The sequence below is a fragment of the Cupriavidus nantongensis genome, from assembly GCF_041726985.1.
Lineage (GTDB): Bacteria > Pseudomonadota > Gammaproteobacteria > Burkholderiales > Burkholderiaceae > Cupriavidus > Cupriavidus nantongensis_A.
In genome coordinates, this window is record NZ_CP168302.1 from 759,881 (window position 1) to 781,853 (window position 21,973).

Below are 21,973 nucleotides of genomic sequence, written 5' to 3' on the forward strand. Positions count from 1 at the left end.
CCGCCATGAAACTTTTCCTGCTGTTCCGCCTTGGCGCCGACCACTACGCGCTCGATGCCGCCGAGGTGGCCGAGGTGCTGCCGCTGACGCGCCTGAAGCAGATTCCCGGCGCGCCGGCGTGGGTGGCGGGACTGATGCAGCGGCGCGGCCGGTCGGTGCCGGTGATCGACCTGCCCGCGCTTGCCACTGGCGTGCCCGCCGCGCTGCGCACCAGCACGCGCACGGTGCTGGTCCATTACCGCCGCGATGAAAGCGAACCGGTGCGGCTGCTCGGCCTGCGCCTGGAGGCCGCCACCCAGACCCTGCGCTGCCCGGTGGAGTCGTTTGTCGATGCCGGCATCGCCGGCGCCAGTCCGCGCTATCTCGGTCCGGTGCGGCATGACGCGCGCGGGCTGGTGCAATGGGTCAGGGTCGGCGCCCTGCTGCCGGACGACGTCCATGCCATGCTGTTCGCCGATGCCGCCGGGGAGGCCGCGTGAGCACCGCCGCGCATATCGAAGCGCTGCTCAAGGCTCGCATCGGGCTCGATGCCGGCGCCATCGGCAGCGGCGCGGTGGCGCGCGCCGTGCGCGAGCGCCAGCAAGCGCGGCAAGCGCCCGATACCGAGGCCTACTGGCAGTTGCTGCAGGGCACCGCCGACGAATTCCAGGCGCTGATCGAGGCCGTGGTGGTGCCGGAGACCTGGTTCTTCCGGCACCGCGAAGCCCTGCTGGCGCTGGGCCGCTTTGCCGCCGAGCGCGCCTTTGCCGACGGCCGGCGCACGCTGCGGCTGCTGAGCCTGCCCTGCTCCACCGGCGAAGAGCCGTATTCGATCGCCATGGCGCTGCTCGATGCCGGCGTGCCGCCGGGGCGCTTCTATATCGATGCGGTCGACATCAGCGCGCGCGCGCTGGCGCGTGCGCGCCAGGCGCACTACAACGCCAATGCCTTCCGCAGCGCGCCGCTCGACTTCCGCGACCGCTATTTCACCTCCACGCCCACGGGCTACGTGCTGGACGCGCGCGTGCGCGCGCAGGTGCGGCTGCTGCAGGGTAACCTGGTCGAGCCAGGCCTGCTGGCGGGCGAAGCGCCCTATGACTTCGTGTTCTGCCGCAACCTGCTGATCTATTTCGACGCCGCCGGGCAACGCCAGGCGGTGCAGACGCTGGTGCGCCTGACCATGGCCGACGGCCTGCTCTTCGTCGGGCCGGCCGAAGCCAGCGTGCTGAGCGCACAGGGCCTGGAGCCGGTCGGCATTCCGCAGTCCTTTGCCTTCCGCAAGCCAGTGGCCGCGGCGCCGCGCGCGCGGCCTCCGTCCCACCCGCCGGTCCACGCCACCCAGCCGCCACGCATGGCCGCGCCGCCCCGGCTGCCGCGTCCGCCAGCGACCCTGCGTCCGCCGGTGGTGCGCGCGCCCGCGCCGACCGCAGCACCGGCCGCAAGGCCTGCGGGCGGCGCGCATGCCGACGCGCTGGCCGCCATCGCTGCCATGGCCGACCGCGGCGAACTGGACGCGGCCACCGCCGCCTGCCTGGCGCTGCTCGACCGCGCCGCACCGGATGCCGATGGCACCGCGCTGGCCGATGCCTATGGCATGCTCGGCGTGCTGCACGACGCCGCCGGCCGCACCGCCCAGGCGCACGCAGCCTACCGCAAGGCGCTGTACCTGGATCCGTCGCACCAGGAAAGCCTGTATCACCTGGCCGCGCTACTGGACACCGAAGGCGACCACGACGGCGCCACGCGCCTGCGCCAGCGCGCGCAGCGCCACACCCGCAAGCACCATGGCTGAGACCCGGGCCCATCCCTTTGCCACCATGGTGCGCGCCGCAGGCGTGGACGACTGCTGGCGACGCATCGGCGTGCGCGGCGACGGCAGCTGCCCGGCGCTGGCCGAGCACGCGCATTGCCGCAACTGCCCGACCTACGCACAGGCCGCCGCAATGTTGCTGGAGGCCCAGCAGCTGGACCAGGCCCTGCAGGAACTGCCGGATGCTGCCGACCTCGCCAGCGCGGCCGACGAAAATGGCAACGGCAGCGGCAACGACAATGCGCACGACGCCAGCGCGCTGGCCTGCCTGGTATTCCGCATCGGCGATGAATGGCTGGCGCTGCCCACCGCCACGCTGGGCGAAGTCACCGCGCCGTGCCCGGTCCATTCGCTGCCCCACCGTCGCGATGCCGCCGTGCTGGGACTGGCCGCGGTGCGCGGCAACCTGCTGGCCTGCCTGTCGCTGGCGCACCTGTTCGACACGGGCGCCGCGCAGGCCGAGCTCGATGCCGCGGGCAGCCGCTTCCTGATCCTTGGACAAGGCCGCGCCGCGATCGCCCTGCCGGTGGCCGAGATCGCCGGCATCGTGCGCGTGCGGCGCGCCGCGTTGCAGCCGCTGCCCGCCACGCTGGCACGGGGCTCGGCCCGCTATACGCAGGCGCTGTTTCTCGACCAGGGCCGCAGCGTCGGCCTGCTAGACGCCGCGCAGGTACGCCAGGCGCTGGCACGGAGCCTGGCATGAACCCCGAACAACTGCGCGACGCCTCGCTGCTGGAGCTGTTTGCGCTCGAAGCCGACGCGCAGGCCGAGATCCTCAACGCCGGCCTGCTCGCGCTGGAGCGCAACCCGGGCGCGCCCGAGCAGCTGGAGGCGTGCATGCGCGCGGCTCACTCGCTCAAGGGCGCGGCCCGTATCGTCGGGCTCGATGGCGGCGTGCGGCTGGCGCATGCGATGGAAGACTGCCTGGTCGCCGCGCAGGGCGGCATGCCGCTGGCCGCCGCGCATATCGATGCGCTGCTGCAGGGCACCGACCTGCTGCTGCGCATCGGCCATCCGCCCGGCGGCGACCCGGACTGGTCCGAGCAGGCCGGCCGCGCCGAGATCGACGCGGTGGTGCAGCGGCTGAGCTCGCTCGACGGCGGCGGCGTTACGGCCCAGCCCGCGGCACCGGACGCGCCGGCGCCCGTGGCGGCCCCGCGGCCTCCGTCGGCACCCGAGCCGGTGCCTCCGGCGCCGACCGGCACGCTGGCCGCGGCCGCAGACGGCCACGAGCGCATGCTGCGCATCAATGCCGATGCGCTGGACCAGCTGCTGGCGCTGTCGGGCGAGGCCATGGTCGAATCGCACTGGCTGCGGCCATTCGGCGCATCGCTGCAGAAGGCGCGGCGCCAGCAGGCGCGCGCGCTGCGCGCGGCCGACACGCTGCAGCAGGCCTTGCGCGAAACGCAGGATGGCGACGGCGCGCAGGCGCTGTCGGCAGCGCAGGCGGCGCTGGCCGAACTGCGCCAGCTGCTCGACGATGGGCATCAGCAGCTGGCGGCGCGGCTGGACGAGTTCGAACAGTACGACCATCGCGCCACGCGGCTGGCGCGCCGGCTCTACGACAGCGCGCTGGCCTCGCGCATGCGTCCGCTGTCCGACGGCCTGGCGGGCTACACGCGCATGGTTCGCGACTTGGGGCGCTCGCTGGGCAAGTCCGTGCACCTGGAACTGTCCGGCGCCGGCACGCAGGTCGACCGCGACATTCTCGAGGCGCTCGATGCGCCGCTGGCTCACCTGCTGCGCAATGCCGTCGACCATGGCATCGAGGCGCCGGCGGTGCGCGCAGCGCAAGGCAAGCCACCGGAGGGCGTGGTGACGCTGCACGCGCGCCACAACGCCGGCCGGCTGCAGATCGAGATCTCCGACGATGGCGCCGGGGTCGACCTGGAAGCGCTGCGGCGCGCCATCGTGCGGCGGCGGCTGGCCTCCGAGGACACGGCGGCGCGGCTGTCGCAGGCAGAGCTGCTCGACTTCCTGCTGCTGCCGGGCTTCAGCATGCGCGATACCGTCTCCGAGATCTCCGGGCGCGGCGTCGGCCTCGACGCGGTGCAGGAGATGGTGCGCCGCGTGCGGGGCAGCCTGCGCCTGACGCAGCAGCCGGGCCACGGACTGCACTTCAGCCTGGAGCTGCCGCTGACGCTGTCGGTGGTGCGCACGCTGCTGGTGGACGTGGCCGGCGAAGCCTATGCCTTCCCGCTGGGCCGCGTGCTGCGCGCGACCTCGGTGGCGCGCGGCGAGATCGAACAGACCGAAGGCCACCAGCACTTCCGCCAAGAAGGCCGCGCCATCGGCCTGGTCAGCGCGGCACAGGTGCTGCAGCGGGCAGGCGCCGACGCGCCGGCGCACGAGCAAGTCCCGGTGGTGGTCATCGGCGAGGGCGAGCGCACCTATGGCATCGCGGTCGACCGCATGCTCGGCGAACGCCTGCTGGTGGTGCAGCCGCTGCCCGCGGCACTGGGCAAGATCCGCGACATCGCGGCCGGCAGCCTGACTGACGACGGCACGCCGGTGCTGATCTTCGATGTCGAGGACATGATCCGCTCGGTCGAGAAGCTGGTGTCCGAAGGCAGCATCGAAGGCGTGCGCCAGGGCGCGGCGACGAGCGCGCAGGCGCGCGCGCGCCGGGTGCTGGTGGTGGACGACTCGCTGACGGTGCGCGAGCTGCAGCGCAAGCTGCTGGCCGGACGCGGCTATGACGTGACGGTGGCGGTCGACGGCATGGACGGCTGGAACGTGCTGCGCGCCGAGACCTTCGACCTGGTCATCACCGACATCGACATGCCGCGCATGGACGGCATCGAACTGGTGCGGCGCATCCGCCAGGACGCGGCGCTGCGCCAGCTGCCGGTGATGGTGGTGTCGTACAAGGACCGCGAACAGGACCGCCAGCGCGGCCTGGAGGCCGGCGCGGACTATTATCTGGCCAAGGGCAGTTTCCACGACGCCGCGTTGCTCGACGCGGTCCAGGACCTGATCGGCGAGGCACGTCCATGAAAATCGGCATCGTCAATGATTCAACGCTCGCGGTCGCCGCGCTGCGCCGCGCGCTGGCGCTGGATCCGTCGTTCGAGATCGCGTGGATTGCCGGCGACGGCGCCCAGGCGGTGCAGATGGCCGCGCACCAGACCCCGGACCTGATCCTGATGGACCTGCTGATGCCGGTCATGGACGGCGTCGAGGCCACGCGCCGGATCATGGCCGCCACCCCCTGCGCCATCGTGGTGGTGACCATGGACCTGGGCCGCAACGCCACGCAGGTGTTCGATGCCATGGGCCATGGCGCCATCGACGCGGTCGACACCCCCACGCTGGCCGAGGCCGATGCGCAGCTTGCCGCCGGGCCGCTGCTGCGCAAGCTGCGCAATATCGCGCGCCTGCTGGCGGGACGGGTGGCACCGCAGCACGCGCTGGCGGTGGCGCCGCGCGCGGTCAGCGCGGCGCGGCTGGTGGCGATCGGGGCCTCGGCCGGCGGCCCGGCCGCGCTGGCCGCGCTGCTGGGCGCGCTGCCGGCGGACTTCGGCGCCGCGGTGGTCACCGTGCAGCATGTCGACGAGGCCTTTGCCGCCGGCATGGCCGACTGGCTCGACGGACAGTGCGCGCTGCCGGTGCGCATCGCCCGCGCCGGCGAGACCCCGCAGGCCGGCACCGTGCTGCTGGCCGGCACCAACGACCACCTGCGCCTGGCCAGCCCGAGCCGGCTGGCCTACACCGAACAACCCTGCGACTACCTTTACCGCCCCTCCATCGATGTGTTCTTCGAAAGCGTGGTGGAACACTGGCGCGGCGACGTGGTCGGCGTGCTGCTCACCGGCATGGGGCGCGACGGCGCGCTGGGCCTGAAGGCCATGCGCGACCGCGGCTTCCTGACCATCGCCCAGGACCGCGCCACCAGCGCCGTGTACGGCATGCCCAAGGCCGCCGCCGCGCTCGGCGCCGCCGCCGAGATCCTGCCGCTGCCGCGCATCGCGCCGCGGCTGGTGCAGGCGTGCGGCCCGGCGGCACTGACCTGGCCTGCGCCGCCCGTCTGAAAGAATGCAACCGGTCCCAGGCCGCGCCGGGACCGCGAGAACAGGAATTGAACATGCAATCCGAATCATCCAACCTCGCCGGCATGCCCGCCGCGACCGACAAGCAAGAGTACCTTGCCATGGTGCTGCTGGTGGACGACCAGGCCATGGTCGGCGAAGCCGTGCGCCGCGCGCTGGCCACCGAGCCCGATATCGACTTCCACTACTGCTCGCAGCCCGATGAAGCGGTGGCGGTGGCGCAGCGCACCAAGCCCACGGTGATCCTGCAAGACCTGGTGATGCCGGGCGTGGACGGGCTGACGCTGGTGCAGCGCTACCGCGACAACGCCGCCACGCGCGATATCCCGATCATCGTGCTGTCGACCAAGGAAGAAGCCGCGACCAAGGGCGCGGCCTTTGCCGCCGGCGCCAACGACTACCTGGTCAAGCTGCCGGACAGCATCGAGCTGATTGCGCGCATCCGCTACCACTCGCGCTCGTACCTGAACCAGCTGCAGCGCGACGAAGCCTATCGCGCGCTGCGCCAGAGCCAGCAGCAGCTGCTGGAGACCAACCTGGAGCTGCAGCGCCTGACCAACTCGGACGGCCTGACGGGCTTGTCCAACCGGCGTTATTTCGACGAATACCTGGGCGCGGAATGGCGCCGCGCGCTGCGCGAGCAGACCGAGCTGGCGCTGCTGATGATCGATGTCGACGCCTTCAAGGCCTACAACGACACCTACGGCCACGTCGCCGGCGACGACGTGCTGCGCCGCGTCGCCGCGGTGATCCGCGACAATTGCGCACGCGCCACCGACCTGCCCGCACGCTTCGGCGGCGAAGAGTTCGCCATGGTGCTGCCCGCCACCTCGCCGGGCGGCGTGCGGCTGCTGGCGGAGAAGGTGCGCCGCGCGGTGCAGGGGCTGGCCATCGCCCACAGTGGCTCGCCCACGCTGGACTGCGTCACTGTCAGCATCGGTGGCGCGGTGCTGGTGCCCCAGCCTGACGCGCAGCCCAGCCTGCTCGTGCAAGCGGCCGATGCGGGCCTGTACCAGGCCAAGCGCAATGGCCGCAACCAGGTCATGATGTCGCCGGCCTGAACCGCTTCGGCGAGGCTGCGGCAACAACCGGTTACACATCTGCGCAGACGGCATGGCGGCCCGCGGCCGTGGTCCGCCGCGCCGCCGCGCTCGCGCTGCCAAGGCGCGCCGCCGTCTGACTCCGCGCAGGCATCACTTCCTGTCGGAATCGTCCGACACTGAATTCGGAGCGTCGCGCCTGTCTGGCCTACGGCTTCAAACCTATCGTTGCATCACGGCAAGCGTGATCCCGCGCCTGCATACCAGATAGCAACTGGCCACGCGGCCGCCGCGAACCGCGCCGGCATGGGCCAGCTCGTCTCTGACTCTAACAGCAAGAGGTGACCCATGCTTCGATCCAAGACCCTTTTCCTCGGCCTCGCGCTGGCCGCGACCGCGGTGCTGACAGCGTGCGGCGGCGGCGATGACGGCATCGACGACCGCATCGGCCTGAGCAAGCCGAGCGTGCGCGTGATCCACGCCGTCACCGGCGGCCCCAATGTCGACGTGCTGCAGAACGGCGCGCTGACCAGCATGGTCAACAAGCCCTACAAGTTCGTCTCGACCTACTTCAACGTGGAAACCGGCAACCAGCTGATCTCGTTCAACGCGGCCGGAACCCAGACGGAGCTGGCCCGCTCCAGCCTGGTGGCGGCCACCGGCCACAAGTACACCGTGGTGGCCGTGCCGGGGGCGGCCACGGCGGAAACGGTGACCATCGATGATCCGTTCGGCAAGGGCCTGCTGTCGAACAAGGCGCGCGTGCGCTCGCTGAACGCCTCGTTCAATGCGCAGAACATCGACATCTATGTGACCCTGCCCGCGATCGACCTGAACTCGGTCGCGCCGACCTTCGCCGCGGTGGGCTACAAGCAGGCTTCGCCGGCATCGGGTCAGGATTCGATCGACCTGGACGGCAACACCACTTACCGCCTGCGCATCACGCCGGCCGGCACCAAGACCGTGATCTTCGACTCGGGCGCGCTGACGCTGGCGAACAACGCCGATTGGCTGATCACCACCATCCCGTCGGATGGCATCGCGGGCCTGACGCCGAACAAGATCAAGGTGCTGGTGGCGCGCGGCGACGACGAATCGCAAGCCGGCCTGGAGCTGGTGACAACGCAATAACGCTGTCGCGGTTGCCCGCGGCAGGCGGGCAGCATGCGGGAGGCCGGTCCGGAGGGACCGGCCTTTTTTTGTTCAGGGCTCGGCGTCAGGCCGCGCCGGGGCTTCGTCGGCCGGCTCCAGCTCCGCCTTCAGCACGGCCAGGTGCGAAATATACGACTCCAGTTCGGCCCGTCCCTGCGCGGTGATGCAATACACGCGGCCGCTGCCCTCGACCAGTTCGGCGGTGATGGCGCGGGCCATCATCAGGCTGCGCAGTATCGGCCGCAGCGAGCGGATGTTCTTGTCGATGCCGCGCTCGCGCAGCCGGTCGACCAGGCTGAGCACCGTCGACGGGCTCGACTGGACCAGCTTGAGCACATAGATTCTGGAGAAAAACCGGTCAAGGGTAGGCGGTTTCATGGGCGCTGTCGGCGCACCCGATGGTGCGGGAATCCTGATCATCATGCGCAGCCCATGACTGCTGCCGCAGTCGGGCACTCTCTGGGAATAATGCGGGCGGACGCGCGCCGCCCGCAAAAGACAACGGGGTGCGCGAAGGCACCCCGTAAGCTTGCGTTGCTCGCGCCGGCCGCTCGCGGGGCCGGCGCCATTCCGGGGCGCTCGCTGGCGCTAGTCTTCCTGGAACGCTTCCTCGCGCTTGGCCTTGATCGACGGCAGCGCCACCACCGCCACCAGCGCGGCGGCTGCGATCAGCAGGCCCACCGACAGCGGCCGGGTCACGAACACGCTGAAGTCGCCACGCGACAGCAGCAGCGTGCGGCGGAAGTTCTCTTCCATCATCGGCCCCAGCACGAAGCCGAGCAGCAGCGGTGCCGGTTCGCACTTGAGCTTCAGGAACAGGTAGCCGATCACGCCGAAGCCCGCGGCCATGAACACGTCGAAGGTCTGGTTGTTGACCGAGTACACGCCGATGCCGCAGAACACCAGGATGGCCGGGTACAGGAAGCGGTACGGCACGGTCAGCAGCTTCACCCAGATCCCGATCATCGGCAGATTCAGGATGATCAGCATCAGGTTGCCGATCCACATCGACGCGATCAGGCCCCAGAACAGCGACGGGTTGCTGGTCATCACCTGCGGGCCGGGCTGGATGTTGTGGATCGTCATCGCCCCAACCATCAGCGCCATCACCGCATTGGGCGGGATGCCCAGCGTCAGCAGCGGAATGAACGAAGTCTGTGCCGCGGCGTTGTTGGCCGACTCCGGACCGGCGACGCCCTCGATCGCGCCCTTGCCGAACTCATGCGCGTTCTTGGACGTCTTCTTCTCCAGCGAGTACGCCGCGAACGAGGCCAGCGAAGCACCGCCGCCCGGCAGGATGCCCAGTGCCGAACCCAGTGCGGTGCCGCGCAGCACCGCCGGAATCATGCGCTTGAAGTCTTCCCTGGTCGGGAACAGGTTGGTGACCTTGTTGGTAAAGGTCTCGCGAGCTTCCTTCTGCTCCAGGTTGGCGATGATCTCGGCAAAGCCGAACATGCCCATCGCCAGCGCGACGAAATCGATGCCGTCGGTCAGCTCCGGCACGTCGAACGAGAAGCGCGCGGCGCCCGAGTTGACGTCGGTGCCGATCAGGCCCAGCAGCAAGCCCAGCACGATCATCGCGATCGCCTTGGGCAGCGAGCCGGAAGCCAGCACCACGGCGCCGATCAGGCCCAGCACCATCAGCGAGAAATACTCGGCCGGACCGAACTTGAAGGCGATCTCCGACAACGGCGTGGCGAAAGCGGCCAGGATCAGCGTGGCCACGCAGCCGGCGAAGAACGAGCCCAGGCCCGCCGTTGCCAGCGCCACCCCCGCTCGCCCTCGCCTGGCCATCTGGTAGCCATCGATGGTGGTCACCACCGACGACGATTCGCCTGGCAGGTTCACCAGGATGGCGGTAGTCGAACCGCCATACTGCGCACCGTAGTAGATGCCGGCCAGCATGATCAGCGCGGCCACCGGCGGCAGCGTGTAGGTGATCGGCAGCAGCATGGCGATGGTGGCCAGCGGCCCCAGGCCCGGCAGCACGCCGATCAGGGTGCCCAGCACACAGCCCAGGAAGGCGTAGGCCAGGTTCTGCAGCGACAGCGCCGTGGAAAAACCCAGCGCGAGGTGTTCAAACAATTCCATGATGCGGCGCTCCTTAACCGGTGATGAACGCCGGCCACACCGGCATCTGCAGGTTGATGCCGTACACGAAGGCGCCCAGGCTGATCAGCACCAGCACCACCGCGTTAAGCAGCGCGCCCTTCCAGCTGAACTCGTGGCTAGCCATCGACGACACCAGCACCAGCACGAACACCGACAGCACCATGCCCAGCGGCTTGAGCAGCAGCCCGAACAGCACTACCGAGCCGAGGATCCACAGCAACGTCTTCAGGTCCCAGCGGGCCAGGTGGTCCTGCTCGCCCTTGGGCGACAGCGAGGTCAGCAGCACCACCGCGCCCAGCACGGCGAGCACCAGGCCCAGCAGGAATGGAAAATATCCGGGTCCCATCTTGGCGGCCGTTCCCATGGAATAGCCGCGAGCGACCCAGGAAAAGCCCAGACCGACCAGAACGAACATCAGGCCGGAGGCAAAGTCCTTTTGGCTGCGTATGCGCAAAACGATTCTCCTCAAAGTTCACGAAATGCCGTGCCGGGGGCGCACTGGCTCAGGCGCGAGGCATGCAAGCGGCATGCTCCCCGACGGTTGATCCGAACCTTAGAGACGTGATCTTTCAGGTGCCTTTCATTTGTCCGGTTTTAGGGGTATTTACCCATAACCCCTGAAAACAAGGCAATTCCAGCGATCAGGCAAGTGCAAATACATCACGTTGTGATGTATTTGGACGCAACGAAACCGAAGGGAAAATCGACAGGAACGTCAGGCGAAACAAGACGGCGCGCGCCCTTGCATCAATGCAGGGCGCGGCCGCAAAGACGCGCGCCGATGCCCTGGCGGCAGGACACGCGTGTGCTGGGAAGGAGTGTCAGCGGTGACACAATGACACATCGATCTTTCGGAAGGCTTTCAATGCGGACATCACAGGGCAATCAGCGCGCGGCTTCGGCCGTTGGCCTGGCGTTGCTCGCCGCCTCGACGACTTCGCCGGCGTCTTCGCAGGGCGTGCCCATGCTGGTATCGGGCGCCTGCCCCACCGCCTCTGCCGGATGCGGCACGGCGGGCAGGATCTGGCTGCCACGCCAGTTGCCGAAGCGGTAGTAGCCAAGCGCCAAGGCCAGCGACACCACCGAGCCGAGCGGAAAGCTCCACCAGATCGCGTCGGCGCCGATGCGCGGGCCCAGCGCCCAGGCGAACGGCAGCCGGATCACCCACATCGACAGGAACAGGATCACCAGCGGCGCCATCACCGCGCCGGTGGCGCGCACCGTGCCGAAGATGACGATGGTGAAGCCGAACAGGATGAACGACCACAGCACCACCACGTTGATATGCTGCGCGATGCCGATGGCGACGCCGTCGGTGCCGAGGAACAGGCCCAGCGAATGGCGGTTGAACAGGTAGATCAGCGCCACCAGCGCGCCGGTCATGGCGACGTTGAACAGCAGCCCCATGCGCGTGATGCGCGCCACGCGCTGCCATAGTCCGGCGCCGACGTTCTGCGCCACCATCGACGACACGCTCGCGCCCACCGCCAGCGCCGGCATCTGCACATAGGTCCACAGCTGCGACGCCACGCCATAGGCGGCAGTGGTCTGCGAGCCATAGGCGTTGACCAACGCCATCATCACGATGGCGGACGACGAGATCACCACCATCTGCAGGCCCATCGGCAGGCCCTTGACCACCAGCGCGCGCAGGATCGCCGGGTCCGGCACCAGCAGCGCCAGCTGGCCGCGATGCAGCAGCAGGAAATGCCGGCGCCGGTACAGCAGCGCCATCATTGCCGCCAGGCTCGCCAGCTGCGCGATCAGCGTGGCCAGCGCCGAGCCGGCGATGCCCATGGCGGGGACCGGGCCCACGCCGAAGATCAGCACCGGGTTGAGCACCACGTCCAGCACCACCGACAGCAGCATGAACCAGAACGGCGTGCGCGAATCGCCAGCGCCGCGCAGCGTCATCATCACGAAGTTGTAGAAGTACATGAACGGCAGCGCCAGGAAGATGATGCGCAGGTAGGCCACCGCCAGCGGCGCGGCATCGGCCGGTGTCCGCATCGCTGCCAGGATGTCGGGGGTGTAGAAGTAGCCGAGCGCCGAGGCCAGCACCGACAGCGCGACGAAGAAGGTGGTGCTGGTGCCGACCACGCGGCGCGCCTCGTCGATGTCGCGCGCGCCGACGGCCTGGCCGATCATGATGGTGTTGGCCATGCTGATGCCGAACACCACGCCCAGCAGGAAGAACAGGATGATGTTGGCGTTGGAGGTGGCGGTCAGCGCAGCCTCGCCCAGGAAGCGCCCGACCCAGACCGAATTGATCGAGGCATTCAGCGACTGCAGGATGTTGCTGCCGAGCACCGGCAGCGAGAACAGCAGCAAGGTCCGGCCGATCGGGCCGGTGGTCAGTCTGGCATCGGGCTTCATGGGGCTTCGCGCGGCGGAAATCCGGCCAGTCTATTCCTGCCCCATGGGGCCTACAAGCACGCAGCCCCGAAAACACCGTCGTTCCCGCGAAGGCGGGAACCCAGTGACTTTTTCCCCGGAGGGGACGTGAAAGACGCTGGATTGCTCGCTGACGCTCACCCTGCGGGCCGTCCTCCGGACGTCCAATGCGCATCCGCGCATTGTCCCGCCTGCGCGGGAATGACTGTAGCGGTTGATACCTTATCTGAACGGCATTGCGCCCCCGCTTTTTACCTGAATGAGTTATTTCCGGCCGATGGCCGCCGCCGCATACTCCGGCAGGGACCAGCGCGTCCCGGGCCGGCTGCCGGACGGGGTTATCCGGGCTTATCCGGATGGATCCGGCATGCGCGAGCGCCTTCCGTTGCAGTCAAAACAAGGAGGTGGGGTCATGTTTGTCGGTTTCGAGCCTGTTGCCGGCGCCCTGGTGCCGTTTGCCTATGACTGGCCGATGGTGGGCCTGTCGTTTCTGATCTCGGTGTGCGGCGCCTATGTCGGCCTGCGCTGGTCGCGCCGCGTGCGCCAGCCCGACGGGCGCCTGGACGTCGACCGGCTGCTGTGCGCCAGCGTGGCGCTGGGCGGCGGCGCGGTCTGGTCGATGCATTTCATCGGCATGGTGGCCTACCAGACCCCCACCCACCGCGAGTTCGGGCTATTCACCACGCTGGCCTCGCTGCTGGTGGTGATGGTGCTGGCCGGGGCAGGACTGGCGATCGCCTCGCGCCCGCGCGGCGGCCGCACCGGCAACGTGGTCAAGGGCGGCGTGCTGACCGGCCTGGGCGTGGTGGCGATGCACTACACCGGCATGGCGGCGATCCGCTCCAACACCCGCTTCGACTGGGATCTCGCCATCATCGGCTTGTCGGTGGTGATCGCGGTGGTGGTGTCGGTGGTGGCGCTGTGGCTGGCCACCACCGTGAAGACCGCCGGCAAGCAACTGGCGGCGGCCGTGGTGATGGGCGTGGCGGTCTGCGGCATGCACTACACCGGCATGTCGGCCGGCACCATGATCTGCACCAGCCCGACCTACGCGCCCAGCCTGTTTGCGATCGAGGGCGACAGCATCGGCTATGCGGTGTTCGGGCTGAGCCTGATCACGCTGCTGGTGATCCTGGTGGTGGAAGCGACGCGCACCGGCGCCGTGACCGGCACCGCCGCGATGGCACGCACGCGCGACCCCATCTGACATCGGGCTCACGGGCCGGGGCTGACGCCCCCGCGGGCCCGTTCCCGCACATTCCTGCCTGGCCCGCACCCGGCGCGCTGCATGAACGCGGCGGCCGGGTTAAGCTTGCGGTTTCACCGCCCACCAGGAGAACACGCATGTACCAGGATCTCGCCCTCTATATCGACGGGGAATTCATCAAGGGAGGCGACCGGCGCGAACAGGAGGTCATCAACCCGGCCACGCAGGAAGTGCTGGGCCAGCTGCCGCACGCCACGCGCGCCGACCTGGACCGCGCCCTGGCCGCCGCGCAGCGCGCCTTCGAAAGCTGGAAGAAAACCTCGCCGCTGGAGCGCGGCAAGATCCTGCGCCGCGTCGGCGAACTCGCGCGCGAGCGCGCCCGCGACATCGGCCGGAATATCACGCTGGACCAGGGCAAGCCGCTGGCCGAGGCGGTCGGCGAGATCATGGTCTGTGCCGAGCACGCCGACTGGCACGCCGAGGAATGCCGCCGCATCTACGGTCGCGTGATCCCGCCGCGCCAGCCCAATGTGCGCCAGCTGGTGGTGCGCGAGCCGATCGGCGTCTGCGCCGCGTTCACGCCGTGGAACTTCCCCTTCAACCAGGCCATCCGCAAGATCGTCGCCGCGGTGGGCGCGGGCTGCACGCTGATCCTGAAGGGGCCCGAGGACTCGCCCAGCGCGGTGGTGGCGCTGGCGCAGCTGTTCCACGACGCCGGCCTGCCGCCGGGCGTGCTCAACATCGTCTGGGGCGTGCCGGCCGAGGTCTCGACCTACCTGATCGAATCGCCGATCGTGCGCAAGATCTCGTTCACCGGCTCGGTGCCGGTGGGCAAGCAACTGGCGGCGCTGGCCGGCGCGCACATGAAGCGCGTGACCATGGAGCTGGGCGGGCATTCACCGGTGCTGGTGTTCGACGATGCCGACATCGACCCGGCCGCCGAGATGCTGGCGCGTTTCAAGCTGCGCAATGCCGGCCAGGTATGCGTGTCGCCCACGCGCTTTTACGTCCAGGAGAAGGCCTATGACCGCTTCCTGGCGCGCTTTACCGAGGTGATCGGCTCGATCAAGGTCGGCAACGGCCTCGAGGACGGCACCCAGATGGGCCCGCTGGCGCACGAGCGCCGCGTGCTGTCGATGGAGCAGTTCCTGGACGATGCCAGCCAGCGCGGCGGCAAGGTGGTGGCGGGCGGCTCGCGCCTGGGTGACAAGGGCTACTTCTTCGCGCCGACCGTGGTCACCGACCTGCCCGACGACGCGCGCCTGATGACCGACGAGCCATTCGGCCCGGTGGCTCCGGTGACGCGCTTCAAGGACACGGCCGAGGTGCTGCGCCGCGCCAACAGCCTGCCCTTCGGCCTGGCGTCCTACGTGTTCACCAACTCGCTGAAGACCGCGACCGAAGTGTCCAACGGCCTGGAGGCCGGCATGGTCAACATCAACCACTTCGGCATGGCGCTGGCCGAGACCCCGTTCGGCGGCATCAAGGACTCGGGCATCGGCAGCGAAGGCGGCCTGGAGACCTTCGACGGCTACCTGGTGACCAAGTTCATCACCCAGGTCTGAGCGCGCGGGCGCGCGCCCACACGGCAAGGCGGCATGCCGCCGGCGCCCTCCCCGGGGCCGGCGGCGCCTCCCCGTCAGCGGAAGAAGATGCCGCGCGTCAAAAACGTATGATTTGCTTCTTCCGCCATCAGCCAGACCAGCACCAGCAGGCACAGCGGCGGGATCAGGATGGCGCAGATCAGCGCCATGCGCTCCCAAGCCATGTGCATGAACACCGCCACGATCAGCCCCGCCTTCAGCCCCATGAACAGCAGGATCAGGAACCAGCGCAGATAGCCGCTGACATGGAAGTAATCGACCATGTAGGACATCGCGGACAGCACGAACAGCAGCAGCCAGATCTTCAGGTACAGCCCGATCGGATGCTGCTGGCCGTGGTGCGCGGCGTCCGCGCCCGTGGCATGCGGGGGCGTTGCCGGCGCCGCGGGGGTTGCAGAGTTCGATGCCATGGCTACTCTCACCAGAGATAGAACAGCGCAAAGATAAACACCCACACCAGGTCGACGAAGTGCCAGTACAGGCCGGCAATCTCGACGATCTGGTAGTTGCCGGTGGCCTCGTAGCGTCCGCGCAGCACGCGCATGGCCACCACCAGCAGGTAGATCACGCCGCAGGACACGTGCAGGCCGTGGAAGCCCGTGATCATGAAGAAGGTCGAGCCGAACTGCGCCGCCCCCATCGGGTTGCCCCAGGGCCGCACGCCCTCGTCGACGATCAGCTTGGTCCATTCGAACGCCTGCATGCCGACGAACAGCGCGCCGAACGCCGCGGTGACGAACATCAGCGTCGCGCATTCGCGCCGCGCGCGCCGGTAGGCGAAGTTGACCGCCATCGCCATGGTGCCGCTGCTGGTGATCAGCACGAAGGTCATGATGGCGATCAGCAGCAGCGGGATGTCGGCGCCGCCCACGTGCAGCGCGAACACCTCGCTCGGGTTGGGCCACGGCACCGTGGTCGACATGCGCACGGTCATGTAGCCGGTCAGGAAGCAGCTGAAGACGAAGGTGTCGGACAGCAGGAAGATCCACATCATGGCCTTGCCCCACGACACCTTGAAGGCCTGCTGGTCCGACGACCAGTCGGCCAGCATGCCGCGCACGCCGCCGACCGGTGGCGCGGGCGCCACCGCGGGGGCGGCCGATGGTGAAGACAGTTGCGTGGACATGCCGGTCCTCCTTGCCGCCGGCGCTAGGCCGTGCCGCAGATATAGCGCACCAGTTCGGGCGTGAGCCATCCCAGCGCCGCCAGCAGCACCGCCCACACCGCCAGCAGGAAATGCCAGTAGCGCGCGCACAGCCGCAGGCGCAGCACCGCGGCCTCGCCGCTGCCGCGCGCCGTCATGGCGAAGCCCCAGCCGGCCAGGCCGCCCAGCACGTGCAGCCCGTGCATCGCGGTCAGCAGGTAGAAGAAGCTGCCGGCCGGATTGCCGGCCGGCATCACCTGCATCGCACCCAGCGCCTGCCACGCCCACAGCTGCGAGGCGACGAATGCGGCCGCCCCAAGCCCGCCCAGGCGCAGCGCGCGCCGCGCCGCGGCCATCTCGCCCCGGCCCGCCGCGCGCGAGGCCACCGCCATCGCCACGCTGCCCGCGGCCAGCAGCGCGGTCGACAGCCATACCTGCCACGGCAGCGCAATGCGGTGCCAGTCGGGGCTGTCCATGCGCAGCGCGTAGGCCGTCAGGAACAGCGCGAACAGCGACGTGACCACGCCCATGAACACCCACAGGCCGATGCTCGCCGGCGCGCGGCGCTGCGGGTGGCGGTTGGCGGCGTTCTCGCCGGACGGGTTGCCGCCGAAGTCGTCGCGGCTGACCTTGAAGACGGCGTCGGCGTTCATGCTACGGCTCCACGGCTGGCGTGCGGTTCAGGCTCGGATCCGCCCTGCTCGGGCGGCGCGTTCTGCGCGATATAGTCGTCGCGCGCGCCCGGCACGCTGTAGGCATAGGCCCAGCGGTACACCACCGGCAGGTGCGGGCCCCAGTTGCCGTGCGCGGGCGGGGTCTGCGGCGTCTGCCATTCCAGCGAGGCCGCGCGCCACGGGTTGCCGTCGGCCTTGCGCCCGTGCCGCAGGCTCCAGAACAGGTTGAAGACAAAGATCAGCTGCGCCGTGGCCACGACGAACGCCGCCACCGAGATATACATGTTCATCACATGCGCCGATTCCGGGATAAAGGCGTAGTTCTCCCAGGCGTAGTAGCGCCGCGGCATGCCCAGCACGCCCAGGTAGTGCATCGGGAAGAAGATGGCATAGGTGCCGACGAAGGTCACCCAGAAGTGGATCTGGCCCATGGTGTCGTCCAGCATCCGCCCCGTCACCTTGGGATACCAGTGGTAGAGCCCGCCGAACACCACCAGGATCGGCGACACGCCCATCACCATGTGGAAGTGCGCCACCACGAAGTAGGTATTCGACAGCGGGATGTCGACGCTGACGTTGCCCAGGAACAGCCCGGTCAGCCCGCCGATGATGAAGGTGCTGATAAAGGCGATGGCGAACAGCATCGGCACGGTGAAGTGGATATCGCCGCGCCAGAGCGTGATGACCCAGTTGTAGACCTTGATCGCGGTCGGGATCGCGATGATCAGCGTGGTGGTGGCGAAGAAGAAGCCGAAATACGGGTTCATGCCGCTGACGAACATATGGTGCGCCCACACCACCACCGACAGCACGCCGATCGCCAGGATCGCCCAGACCATGGTGCGGTAGCCGAAGATGCTCTTGCGCGAATGCACGCTGATCAGGTCCGAGACGATGCCGAAGGCCGGCAGCGCGACGATATAGACCTCGGGGTGGCCGAAGAACCAGAACAGGTGCTGGAACAGCAGCGGGCTGCCGCCCTTGTACTGCAACTGCTGCCCCATCGACACCATTGCCGGCATGAAGAAGCTGGTGCCCATGGTCTTGTCGAGCAGCATCATCACCGCCGACACGAACAGCGCCGGAAACGCCAGCAGCGCCAGGATGGTCGCCATGAAGATGCCCCACACCGATAGCGGCATGCGCAGCAGCGTCATGCCCTCGGTGCGCGCCTGCAGCACCGTGGTGACGTAGTTCAGCCCGCCCATCGTCGCGGCGACGATGAAGATCGCCAGCGACACCAGCATCAGGATGATGCCCCAGTCGTGCCCCGGCGTGCCGGGCAGGATGGCCTGCGGCGGGTATAGCGTCCAGCCCGCGCCGGTGGGCCCGCCCGGCACGAAGAAGCTGGCCAGCAGCACGATCACCGACAGCAGGTAGACCCAGAAGCTGAGCATGTTGAGGAAGGGGAACACCATGTCGCGCGCCCCCACCATCAGCGGGATCAGGTAGTTGCCAAAGCCACCCAGGAACAGCGCGGTCAGCAGGTAGATCACCATGATCATGCCGTGCATGGTGACGAACTGGTAGTAGCGGTTGACGTCGATAAACTCGAAGCGGCCGGGGAAGCCCAGCTGCATGCGCATCAGGTTGGACAGCGCCACGCCCACCAGGCCCACCACGATCGCCACGATGGTGTACTGCACGGCGATGACCTTGTGGTCCTGGCTCCAGATATAGCGCGTCCAGAAGCTCTGCGGCGCGTGATGGGCAGCGTCATCGGCGTAGGCCATGCAGGTCTCCTTACTGGCGCGGCGGCGCGGGCGCGGCCGTGGGCGGCACCGCGACGGCCGTCGAAGTGGTATAGCTGCCGGATGCGGCGCCGGCCGTGGCCGCGGGCGCTGCCGAACCGGTGGCCGCCGTGGTCGCGGCGCTGGTGGTGGCGGCCGCTCCGGCCGGCACGTCCGTCGGCGCCACCGGCGCCACCATGCCGGCGTCCGCCGCGCCGCTGCCGACGGACTTGATATACGCGGTCAGCGCTGCGACCTCGTCGTCGCTGACCGGCACCTTCGGCATCACCGGACCGTAGCCCTTGACCAGCCGCGCATGCGGGTCCGCAATCTCCTTGTGCAGGAAGGCATCATCCACCTTGGCGCTGCTGCCATCGGCAAAGCTCTCGGTCTTGCCGTACAGGCCCTTCCAGGTCGGGCCCACGCCTGGATTGCCGTCGATGCTGTGGCAGCCGACGCAGCCCTTGCTCTGCGCCAGCGCGCGGCCCTTCTCGATGGTGCCGGCCGCACCCGCGGCACCGGGCGCTGCCGCGGCCATCGCCGCCGGCGGCGCCGCGGCCTTCGCCAGCGTCATGGCAAAGGTCTGCTGCTTTGCCAGCCACGCCTCGAACGCGGCCGGCTCTTCCACCACCACGGTGCCACGCATGTTGTAATGCCCCACGCCGCACAGCTGCGCGCACAGGATGTCGAAGCGCCCCGCCTGCGTCGGCGTGAACCAGAATGACGTCACCATGCCCGGCACCATGTTCATGCGCGCGCGGAACGGCGGCACGTAGAAGTCATGCAGCACGTCCTTGGAGCGCAGCAGCACCTTGACCGGCTGGTTCAGCGGCAGGTGCACCTCCGGCCCGACGATGACGATGTTGTCGAGCCCGCGAGGATCGTCCGGGTCCAGCCCAAGCGGATTGGCGCCGGTGACGAAGCGCGCGTCGGACGCGCCCAGCTGCCCGCTCTTGCCGGGAAAGCGGAAGGCCCATGACCACTGCTGCCCGACCACCTCCATCACCATGGCCTCGCGCGGCGGGCGCACGTAGTCGGCGTAGACGAACAAACCCGGCGCCAGCAGCAAGATCACGCCCAGCGTGGTGCCGCCGATCAGCCACAGTTCAAGCCTGCTGTTCTCGGGGTGGTAGGACGCGCGGTGGCCGCTGCCGCCGTTGGGATGCGGCGCATCATGGCGAAAGCGCCAGACGATGTAGCCGACGAACAGGTTGATGCCGATAAAGAAAATGCCGGTGATGACGAGGGTAATGGTCAGCGTGTCGTCCATCTGTTTCCAGTTGGACGCCAGCGGCGTTGCCCACCACGGGCTCAGGAAATGAAAGAGCACCGACGCGGCAACCATGACGACGAGTGCGATGGCCATCGCCATATCCACCCTCCTCCTCGCGCGCGGCGAGGGATGCGCAAGTCACGCAGGTAGAGATAAGACTAGTGCATGCCGTCAGGTCACTGCAAGGCGACACGCCGGAGCATTGGTGTCGCACTGCACAAGTGCGCCGCACAAGGAAAAAGCGGCGGCGGGAACCCGTGGTCCCCGCCGCCGCTGCGGTGTGCCGGTGAGATGTGCCGGCCGGCTCGCGCTCAGTGCGACACGTCCTTGCTTTCCAGCTTCCAGTAGCACGCCGCCGCCGCGATGCCGAAGATCAGGTGGCCGACGAAGGTATGCCAGCCGCGCACCTCGACAAACCACGGGAACGCCCGCGTCATCACGTAGAAGTTGAAGACGTAGACCAGCACCCCGAACACCGCGCCCGCCAGCATGGCCAGGCCCAGGCTGGAGTCGAGCGTGAACGGCGCCAGGATCGCCGCGAGGATCATGCCGAGCACCGCGCCCAGCACGAAGTGGATCACCAGTGCCGCCGCCACCGTGCCGACGCTGAACAGCGAGGTCTGCAGCACCTCAGGCCCCATCACGATCGCCGCGATCATGCGCGTGGCCACCCAGGGGTTGACGCCCGACACCATCGACGACCAGAACAGTTCCAGCACCAGCAGCAACGCGCCCGCCGCCAGCCCCGACACCGCTGCCGCGGTCCAGTCCGGCAGTCGTCGCACGTAGTGGTGCGATTGCATGTGAAGTTCCATAGCCACCTCCGTCTCTCTCGTCGGCGGGGCATCGCACGAAAGGGGAAACACGCCCCGCGTCTCTGCTCAGCATAGGACACGCGTTTAGCGCTTCGACAGCGGCCAGCCGAAAAAAGGCTCGGATTGCGTACGTCGCGCAACGACCGCCTGAGGCAAGTGCGGCCGCCGATACCTGCAGGGGCGGGTGCAAGCGCCGCATCGGGGACAATCCCGATGCGCACACCGTTCATACGGCACACACTGCCTATACTGGAATCACAAAAGAGAGAGACAGGAGACCGCCATGCACTTCACCGCGCATGATCTTGTATTCCTGATTCCGATGGCGCTGGTAGGCGTGATCGCCATGGGCTCGATCCCGGTGACCGCCAAGTTCCTGCGCATCAGTTGCCGCACCATGGGCGCGCTGATCGGCGCACTGGTCGCGGTGCTGGTGCTGGAGGCATTACCGCTGCTGATCTGACTCCCGCGGGAGTCCGGTTCACACGTAGTGGGAGGAGGGCCCCGCTATGTCGATCGGCCTGCTTGCCGCCATCATGGTGGCGCTGCTGTGCATTACCGTGTGGCGGGCGCTGTGGCGCTGCAGTCATCCGTACCGGATGCGGTATCGGCGGTGCGGGGTGCAGCGACAGCGCGCGGGGCTGTGGCGGCCGGGACACAGGCGCCACGACGGCTAGCCAGCCAGAGTCTGCCAGGCGTCGTAAAGAGCGCAGCGGGCCGTTTACAGCTCGATCATCGCGAATTCGCCCTTGCCGACGTCGCATTCCGGGCAGCGCCAGTCGTCGGGAATGTCCTCCCAGCGCGTGCCGGGGGCGATGCCGTCTTCCGGCCAGCCCTGCTCTTCGTCGTACACCCAGCCGCAGATCACGCACACCCACGTCTTGTAGGCGACGGCGGCTTCCATTGGCTCCTGCTGCAAAATTCACTCCTGATTCGGCGATGGAACGGATTGTCCGGGCCGAATCATACCGGTTTTCCCGGCAGGACCCG

At 68.5% G+C, this 21,973-nt stretch carries 22 protein-coding genes; 11 read left to right on the forward strand and 11 right to left on the reverse strand.

The genetic code is table 11. The features are described 5' to 3' along the window. Positions 1-5 precede the first annotated feature (5 nt). From ACEI37_RS03200 to ACEI37_RS03230, 7 genes are all read left to right on the forward strand, one after another. Positions 6-479 carry a chemotaxis protein CheW gene (locus ACEI37_RS03200; protein WP_373377297.1) on the forward strand — a complete coding sequence of 158 codons (474 nt, stop codon included), beginning with the start codon at positions 6-8 and terminating at the stop codon, positions 477-479. Then, positions 476-1,771 carry a CheR family methyltransferase gene (locus tag ACEI37_RS03205; RefSeq protein ID WP_373377298.1) on the forward strand — a complete coding sequence of 432 codons (1,296 nt, stop codon included), beginning with the start codon at positions 476-478 and terminating at the stop codon, positions 1,769-1,771. The genes ACEI37_RS03200 and ACEI37_RS03205 overlap by 4 nt, the downstream gene beginning before the upstream one ends. Continuing rightward, positions 1,764-2,492, forward strand: a complete 729-nt coding sequence (locus ACEI37_RS03210) for a chemotaxis protein CheW (protein WP_373377299.1) — start codon at positions 1,764-1,766, stop codon at positions 2,490-2,492. The genes ACEI37_RS03205 and ACEI37_RS03210 overlap by 8 nt, the downstream gene beginning before the upstream one ends. After that, positions 2,489-4,786 carry a hybrid sensor histidine kinase/response regulator gene (locus ACEI37_RS03215; protein WP_373377300.1) on the forward strand — a complete coding sequence of 766 codons (2,298 nt, stop codon included), beginning with the start codon at positions 2,489-2,491 and terminating at the stop codon, positions 4,784-4,786. The genes ACEI37_RS03210 and ACEI37_RS03215 overlap by 4 nt, the downstream gene beginning before the upstream one ends. Beyond that, the gene (locus tag ACEI37_RS03220; RefSeq protein WP_373377301.1) at positions 4,783-5,820 is read left to right on the forward strand and encodes a chemotaxis response regulator protein-glutamate methylesterase; all 1,038 of its coding nucleotides are present in this window, start codon (positions 4,783-4,785) and stop codon (positions 5,818-5,820) included. Before ACEI37_RS03215 ends, ACEI37_RS03220 begins: the two co-directional genes overlap by 4 nt. Before the next feature lie 53 nt (positions 5,821-5,873). Next, positions 5,874-6,899: a diguanylate cyclase gene (locus ACEI37_RS03225; protein ID WP_373377302.1), complete on the forward strand. Its 1,026-nt coding sequence runs from the start codon at positions 5,874-5,876 to the stop codon at positions 6,897-6,899. Between the two features lie 327 nt (positions 6,900-7,226). Then, positions 7,227-8,009: a DUF4397 domain-containing protein gene (locus ACEI37_RS03230; RefSeq protein WP_373377303.1), complete on the forward strand. Its 783-nt coding sequence runs from the start codon at positions 7,227-7,229 to the stop codon at positions 8,007-8,009. A gap of 72 nt (positions 8,010-8,081) precedes the next feature. Here the strand turns inward: ACEI37_RS03230 and ACEI37_RS03235 are convergent, their stop codons facing one another. From ACEI37_RS03235 to ACEI37_RS03250, 4 genes are all read right to left on the reverse strand, one after another. Beyond that, complete coding sequence (locus ACEI37_RS03235) at positions 8,082-8,408, reverse strand: transcriptional regulator (protein ID WP_373377304.1); 327 nt, start codon at positions 8,406-8,408, stop codon at positions 8,082-8,084. Between the two features lie 210 nt (positions 8,409-8,618). Further along, complete coding sequence (locus ACEI37_RS03240) at positions 8,619-10,121, reverse strand: tripartite tricarboxylate transporter permease (protein ID WP_092310851.1); 1,503 nt, start codon at positions 10,119-10,121, stop codon at positions 8,619-8,621. Between the two features lie 13 nt (positions 10,122-10,134). Continuing rightward, positions 10,135-10,596: a tripartite tricarboxylate transporter TctB family protein gene (locus ACEI37_RS03245; RefSeq protein ID WP_116341298.1), complete on the reverse strand. Its 462-nt coding sequence runs from the start codon at positions 10,594-10,596 to the stop codon at positions 10,135-10,137. Positions 10,597-11,027: 431 nt separating this feature from the next. Then, positions 11,028-12,518: an MATE family efflux transporter gene (locus ACEI37_RS03250; protein WP_373377305.1), complete on the reverse strand. Its 1,491-nt coding sequence runs from the start codon at positions 12,516-12,518 to the stop codon at positions 11,028-11,030. A gap of 430 nt (positions 12,519-12,948) precedes the next feature. Here ACEI37_RS03250 and ACEI37_RS03255 point away from each other — a divergent pair, with 430 nt between their 5' ends. Next, a complete protein-coding gene (locus ACEI37_RS03255) occupies positions 12,949-13,743 on the forward strand; it encodes an MHYT domain-containing protein (protein WP_373377306.1) in 795 nt (264 codons plus the stop codon). Positions 13,744-13,880: 137 nt separating this feature from the next. After that, positions 13,881-15,308, forward strand: coding sequence for an NAD-dependent succinate-semialdehyde dehydrogenase (locus ACEI37_RS03260; protein WP_111516869.1), 1,428 nt, complete (start codon positions 13,881-13,883; stop codon positions 15,306-15,308). Between the two features lie 74 nt (positions 15,309-15,382). Here the strand turns inward: ACEI37_RS03260 and ACEI37_RS03265 are convergent, their stop codons facing one another. The 6 genes from ACEI37_RS03265 to ACEI37_RS03290 all read right to left on the reverse strand — a co-directional run bounded on the left by ACEI37_RS03265 (position 15,383) and on the right by ACEI37_RS03290 (position 20,983). After that, positions 15,383-15,757 (reverse strand): cytochrome C oxidase subunit IV family protein, encoded by a 375-nt coding sequence (locus ACEI37_RS03265; RefSeq protein WP_373377307.1) that lies wholly within the window; start codon positions 15,755-15,757, stop codon positions 15,383-15,385. Between the two features lie 8 nt (positions 15,758-15,765). Further along, on the reverse strand, positions 15,766-16,473 hold the full coding sequence (locus ACEI37_RS03270; RefSeq protein ID WP_373377308.1) for a heme-copper oxidase subunit III family protein: 708 nt from the start codon (positions 16,471-16,473) through the stop codon (positions 15,766-15,768). A 23-nt stretch (positions 16,474-16,496) separates the two neighbouring features. After that, entirely contained in the window at positions 16,497-17,144 is a 648-nt protein-coding gene (locus ACEI37_RS03275; protein ID WP_373377309.1) for a bb3-type cytochrome oxidase subunit III, read from the reverse strand. Further along, entirely contained in the window at positions 17,141-18,898 is a 1,758-nt protein-coding gene (gene ctaD / locus ACEI37_RS03280; protein ID WP_373377310.1) for a cytochrome c oxidase subunit I, read from the reverse strand. Before ctaD ends, ACEI37_RS03275 begins: the two co-directional genes overlap by 4 nt. A gap of 10 nt (positions 18,899-18,908) precedes the next feature. Next, the gene (locus tag ACEI37_RS03285) at positions 18,909-20,267 is read right to left on the reverse strand and encodes a cytochrome c oxidase subunit II (RefSeq protein WP_373377311.1); all 1,359 of its coding nucleotides are present in this window, start codon (positions 20,265-20,267) and stop codon (positions 18,909-18,911) included. 212 nt (positions 20,268-20,479) lie between these two features. Then, a complete protein-coding gene (locus tag ACEI37_RS03290; RefSeq protein WP_111516864.1) occupies positions 20,480-20,983 on the reverse strand; it encodes a hypothetical protein in 504 nt (167 codons plus the stop codon). Positions 20,984-21,266: 283 nt separating this feature from the next. Between ACEI37_RS03290 and ACEI37_RS03295 the strand changes: the two genes are divergently transcribed. Beyond that, positions 21,267-21,446, forward strand: coding sequence for a hypothetical protein (locus ACEI37_RS03295; protein ID WP_041228702.1), 180 nt, complete (start codon positions 21,267-21,269; stop codon positions 21,444-21,446). Positions 21,447-21,492: 46 nt separating this feature from the next. After that, the gene (locus ACEI37_RS03300) at positions 21,493-21,660 is read left to right on the forward strand and encodes a hypothetical protein (RefSeq protein ID WP_373377312.1); all 168 of its coding nucleotides are present in this window, start codon (positions 21,493-21,495) and stop codon (positions 21,658-21,660) included. A 44-nt stretch (positions 21,661-21,704) separates the two neighbouring features. Here ACEI37_RS03300 and ACEI37_RS03305 read toward each other — a convergent pair whose 3' ends face one another. Further along, positions 21,705-21,902, reverse strand: coding sequence for a rubredoxin (locus ACEI37_RS03305; protein WP_018008339.1), 198 nt, complete (start codon positions 21,900-21,902; stop codon positions 21,705-21,707). Positions 21,903-21,973: the final 71 nt, after the last annotated feature.

What these genes read in the sequence shown, in the direction of transcription:
- ACEI37_RS03200 (WP_373377297.1), top strand. Translation starts at nt 6, where the DNA reads ATGAAACTTTTCCTGCTGTTCCGCCTTGGCGCCGACCACTACGCGCTC.
- ACEI37_RS03210 (WP_373377299.1), top strand. Translation starts at nt 1,764, where the DNA reads ATGGCTGAGACCCGGGCCCATCCCTTTGCCACCATGGTGCGCGCCGCA.
- ACEI37_RS03215 (WP_373377300.1), top strand. Translation starts at nt 2,489, where the DNA reads ATGAACCCCGAACAACTGCGCGACGCCTCGCTGCTGGAGCTGTTTGCG.
- ACEI37_RS03220 (WP_373377301.1), top strand. Translation starts at nt 4,783, where the DNA reads ATGAAAATCGGCATCGTCAATGATTCAACGCTCGCGGTCGCCGCGCTG.
- ACEI37_RS03225 (WP_373377302.1), top strand. Translation starts at nt 5,874, where the DNA reads ATGCAATCCGAATCATCCAACCTCGCCGGCATGCCCGCCGCGACCGAC.
- ACEI37_RS03230 (WP_373377303.1), top strand. Translation starts at nt 7,227, where the DNA reads ATGCTTCGATCCAAGACCCTTTTCCTCGGCCTCGCGCTGGCCGCGACC.
- ACEI37_RS03235 (WP_373377304.1), bottom strand. Translation starts at nt 8,408, where the DNA reads ATGAAACCGCCTACCCTTGACCGGTTTTTCTCCAGAATCTATGTGCTC.
- ACEI37_RS03240 (WP_092310851.1), bottom strand. Translation starts at nt 10,121, where the DNA reads ATGGAATTGTTTGAACACCTCGCGCTGGGTTTTTCCACGGCGCTGTCG.
- ACEI37_RS03250 (WP_373377305.1), bottom strand. Translation starts at nt 12,518, where the DNA reads ATGAAGCCCGATGCCAGACTGACCACCGGCCCGATCGGCCGGACCTTG.
- ACEI37_RS03255 (WP_373377306.1), top strand. Translation starts at nt 12,949, where the DNA reads ATGTTTGTCGGTTTCGAGCCTGTTGCCGGCGCCCTGGTGCCGTTTGCC.
- ACEI37_RS03260 (WP_111516869.1), top strand. Translation starts at nt 13,881, where the DNA reads ATGTACCAGGATCTCGCCCTCTATATCGACGGGGAATTCATCAAGGGA.
- ACEI37_RS03265 (WP_373377307.1), bottom strand. Translation starts at nt 15,757, where the DNA reads ATGGCATCGAACTCTGCAACCCCCGCGGCGCCGGCAACGCCCCCGCAT.
- ACEI37_RS03270 (WP_373377308.1), bottom strand. Translation starts at nt 16,473, where the DNA reads ATGTCCACGCAACTGTCTTCACCATCGGCCGCCCCCGCGGTGGCGCCC.
- ACEI37_RS03275 (WP_373377309.1), bottom strand. Translation starts at nt 17,144, where the DNA reads ATGAACGCCGACGCCGTCTTCAAGGTCAGCCGCGACGACTTCGGCGGC.
- ctaD (WP_373377310.1), bottom strand. Translation starts at nt 18,898, where the DNA reads ATGGCCTACGCCGATGACGCTGCCCATCACGCGCCGCAGAGCTTCTGG.
- ACEI37_RS03285 (WP_373377311.1), bottom strand. Translation starts at nt 20,267, where the DNA reads ATGGCGATGGCCATCGCACTCGTCGTCATGGTTGCCGCGTCGGTGCTC.
- ACEI37_RS03290 (WP_111516864.1), bottom strand. Translation starts at nt 20,983, where the DNA reads ATGGAACTTCACATGCAATCGCACCACTACGTGCGACGACTGCCGGAC.
- ACEI37_RS03295 (WP_041228702.1), top strand. Translation starts at nt 21,267, where the DNA reads ATGCACTTCACCGCGCATGATCTTGTATTCCTGATTCCGATGGCGCTG.
- ACEI37_RS03300 (WP_373377312.1), top strand. Translation starts at nt 21,493, where the DNA reads ATGTCGATCGGCCTGCTTGCCGCCATCATGGTGGCGCTGCTGTGCATT.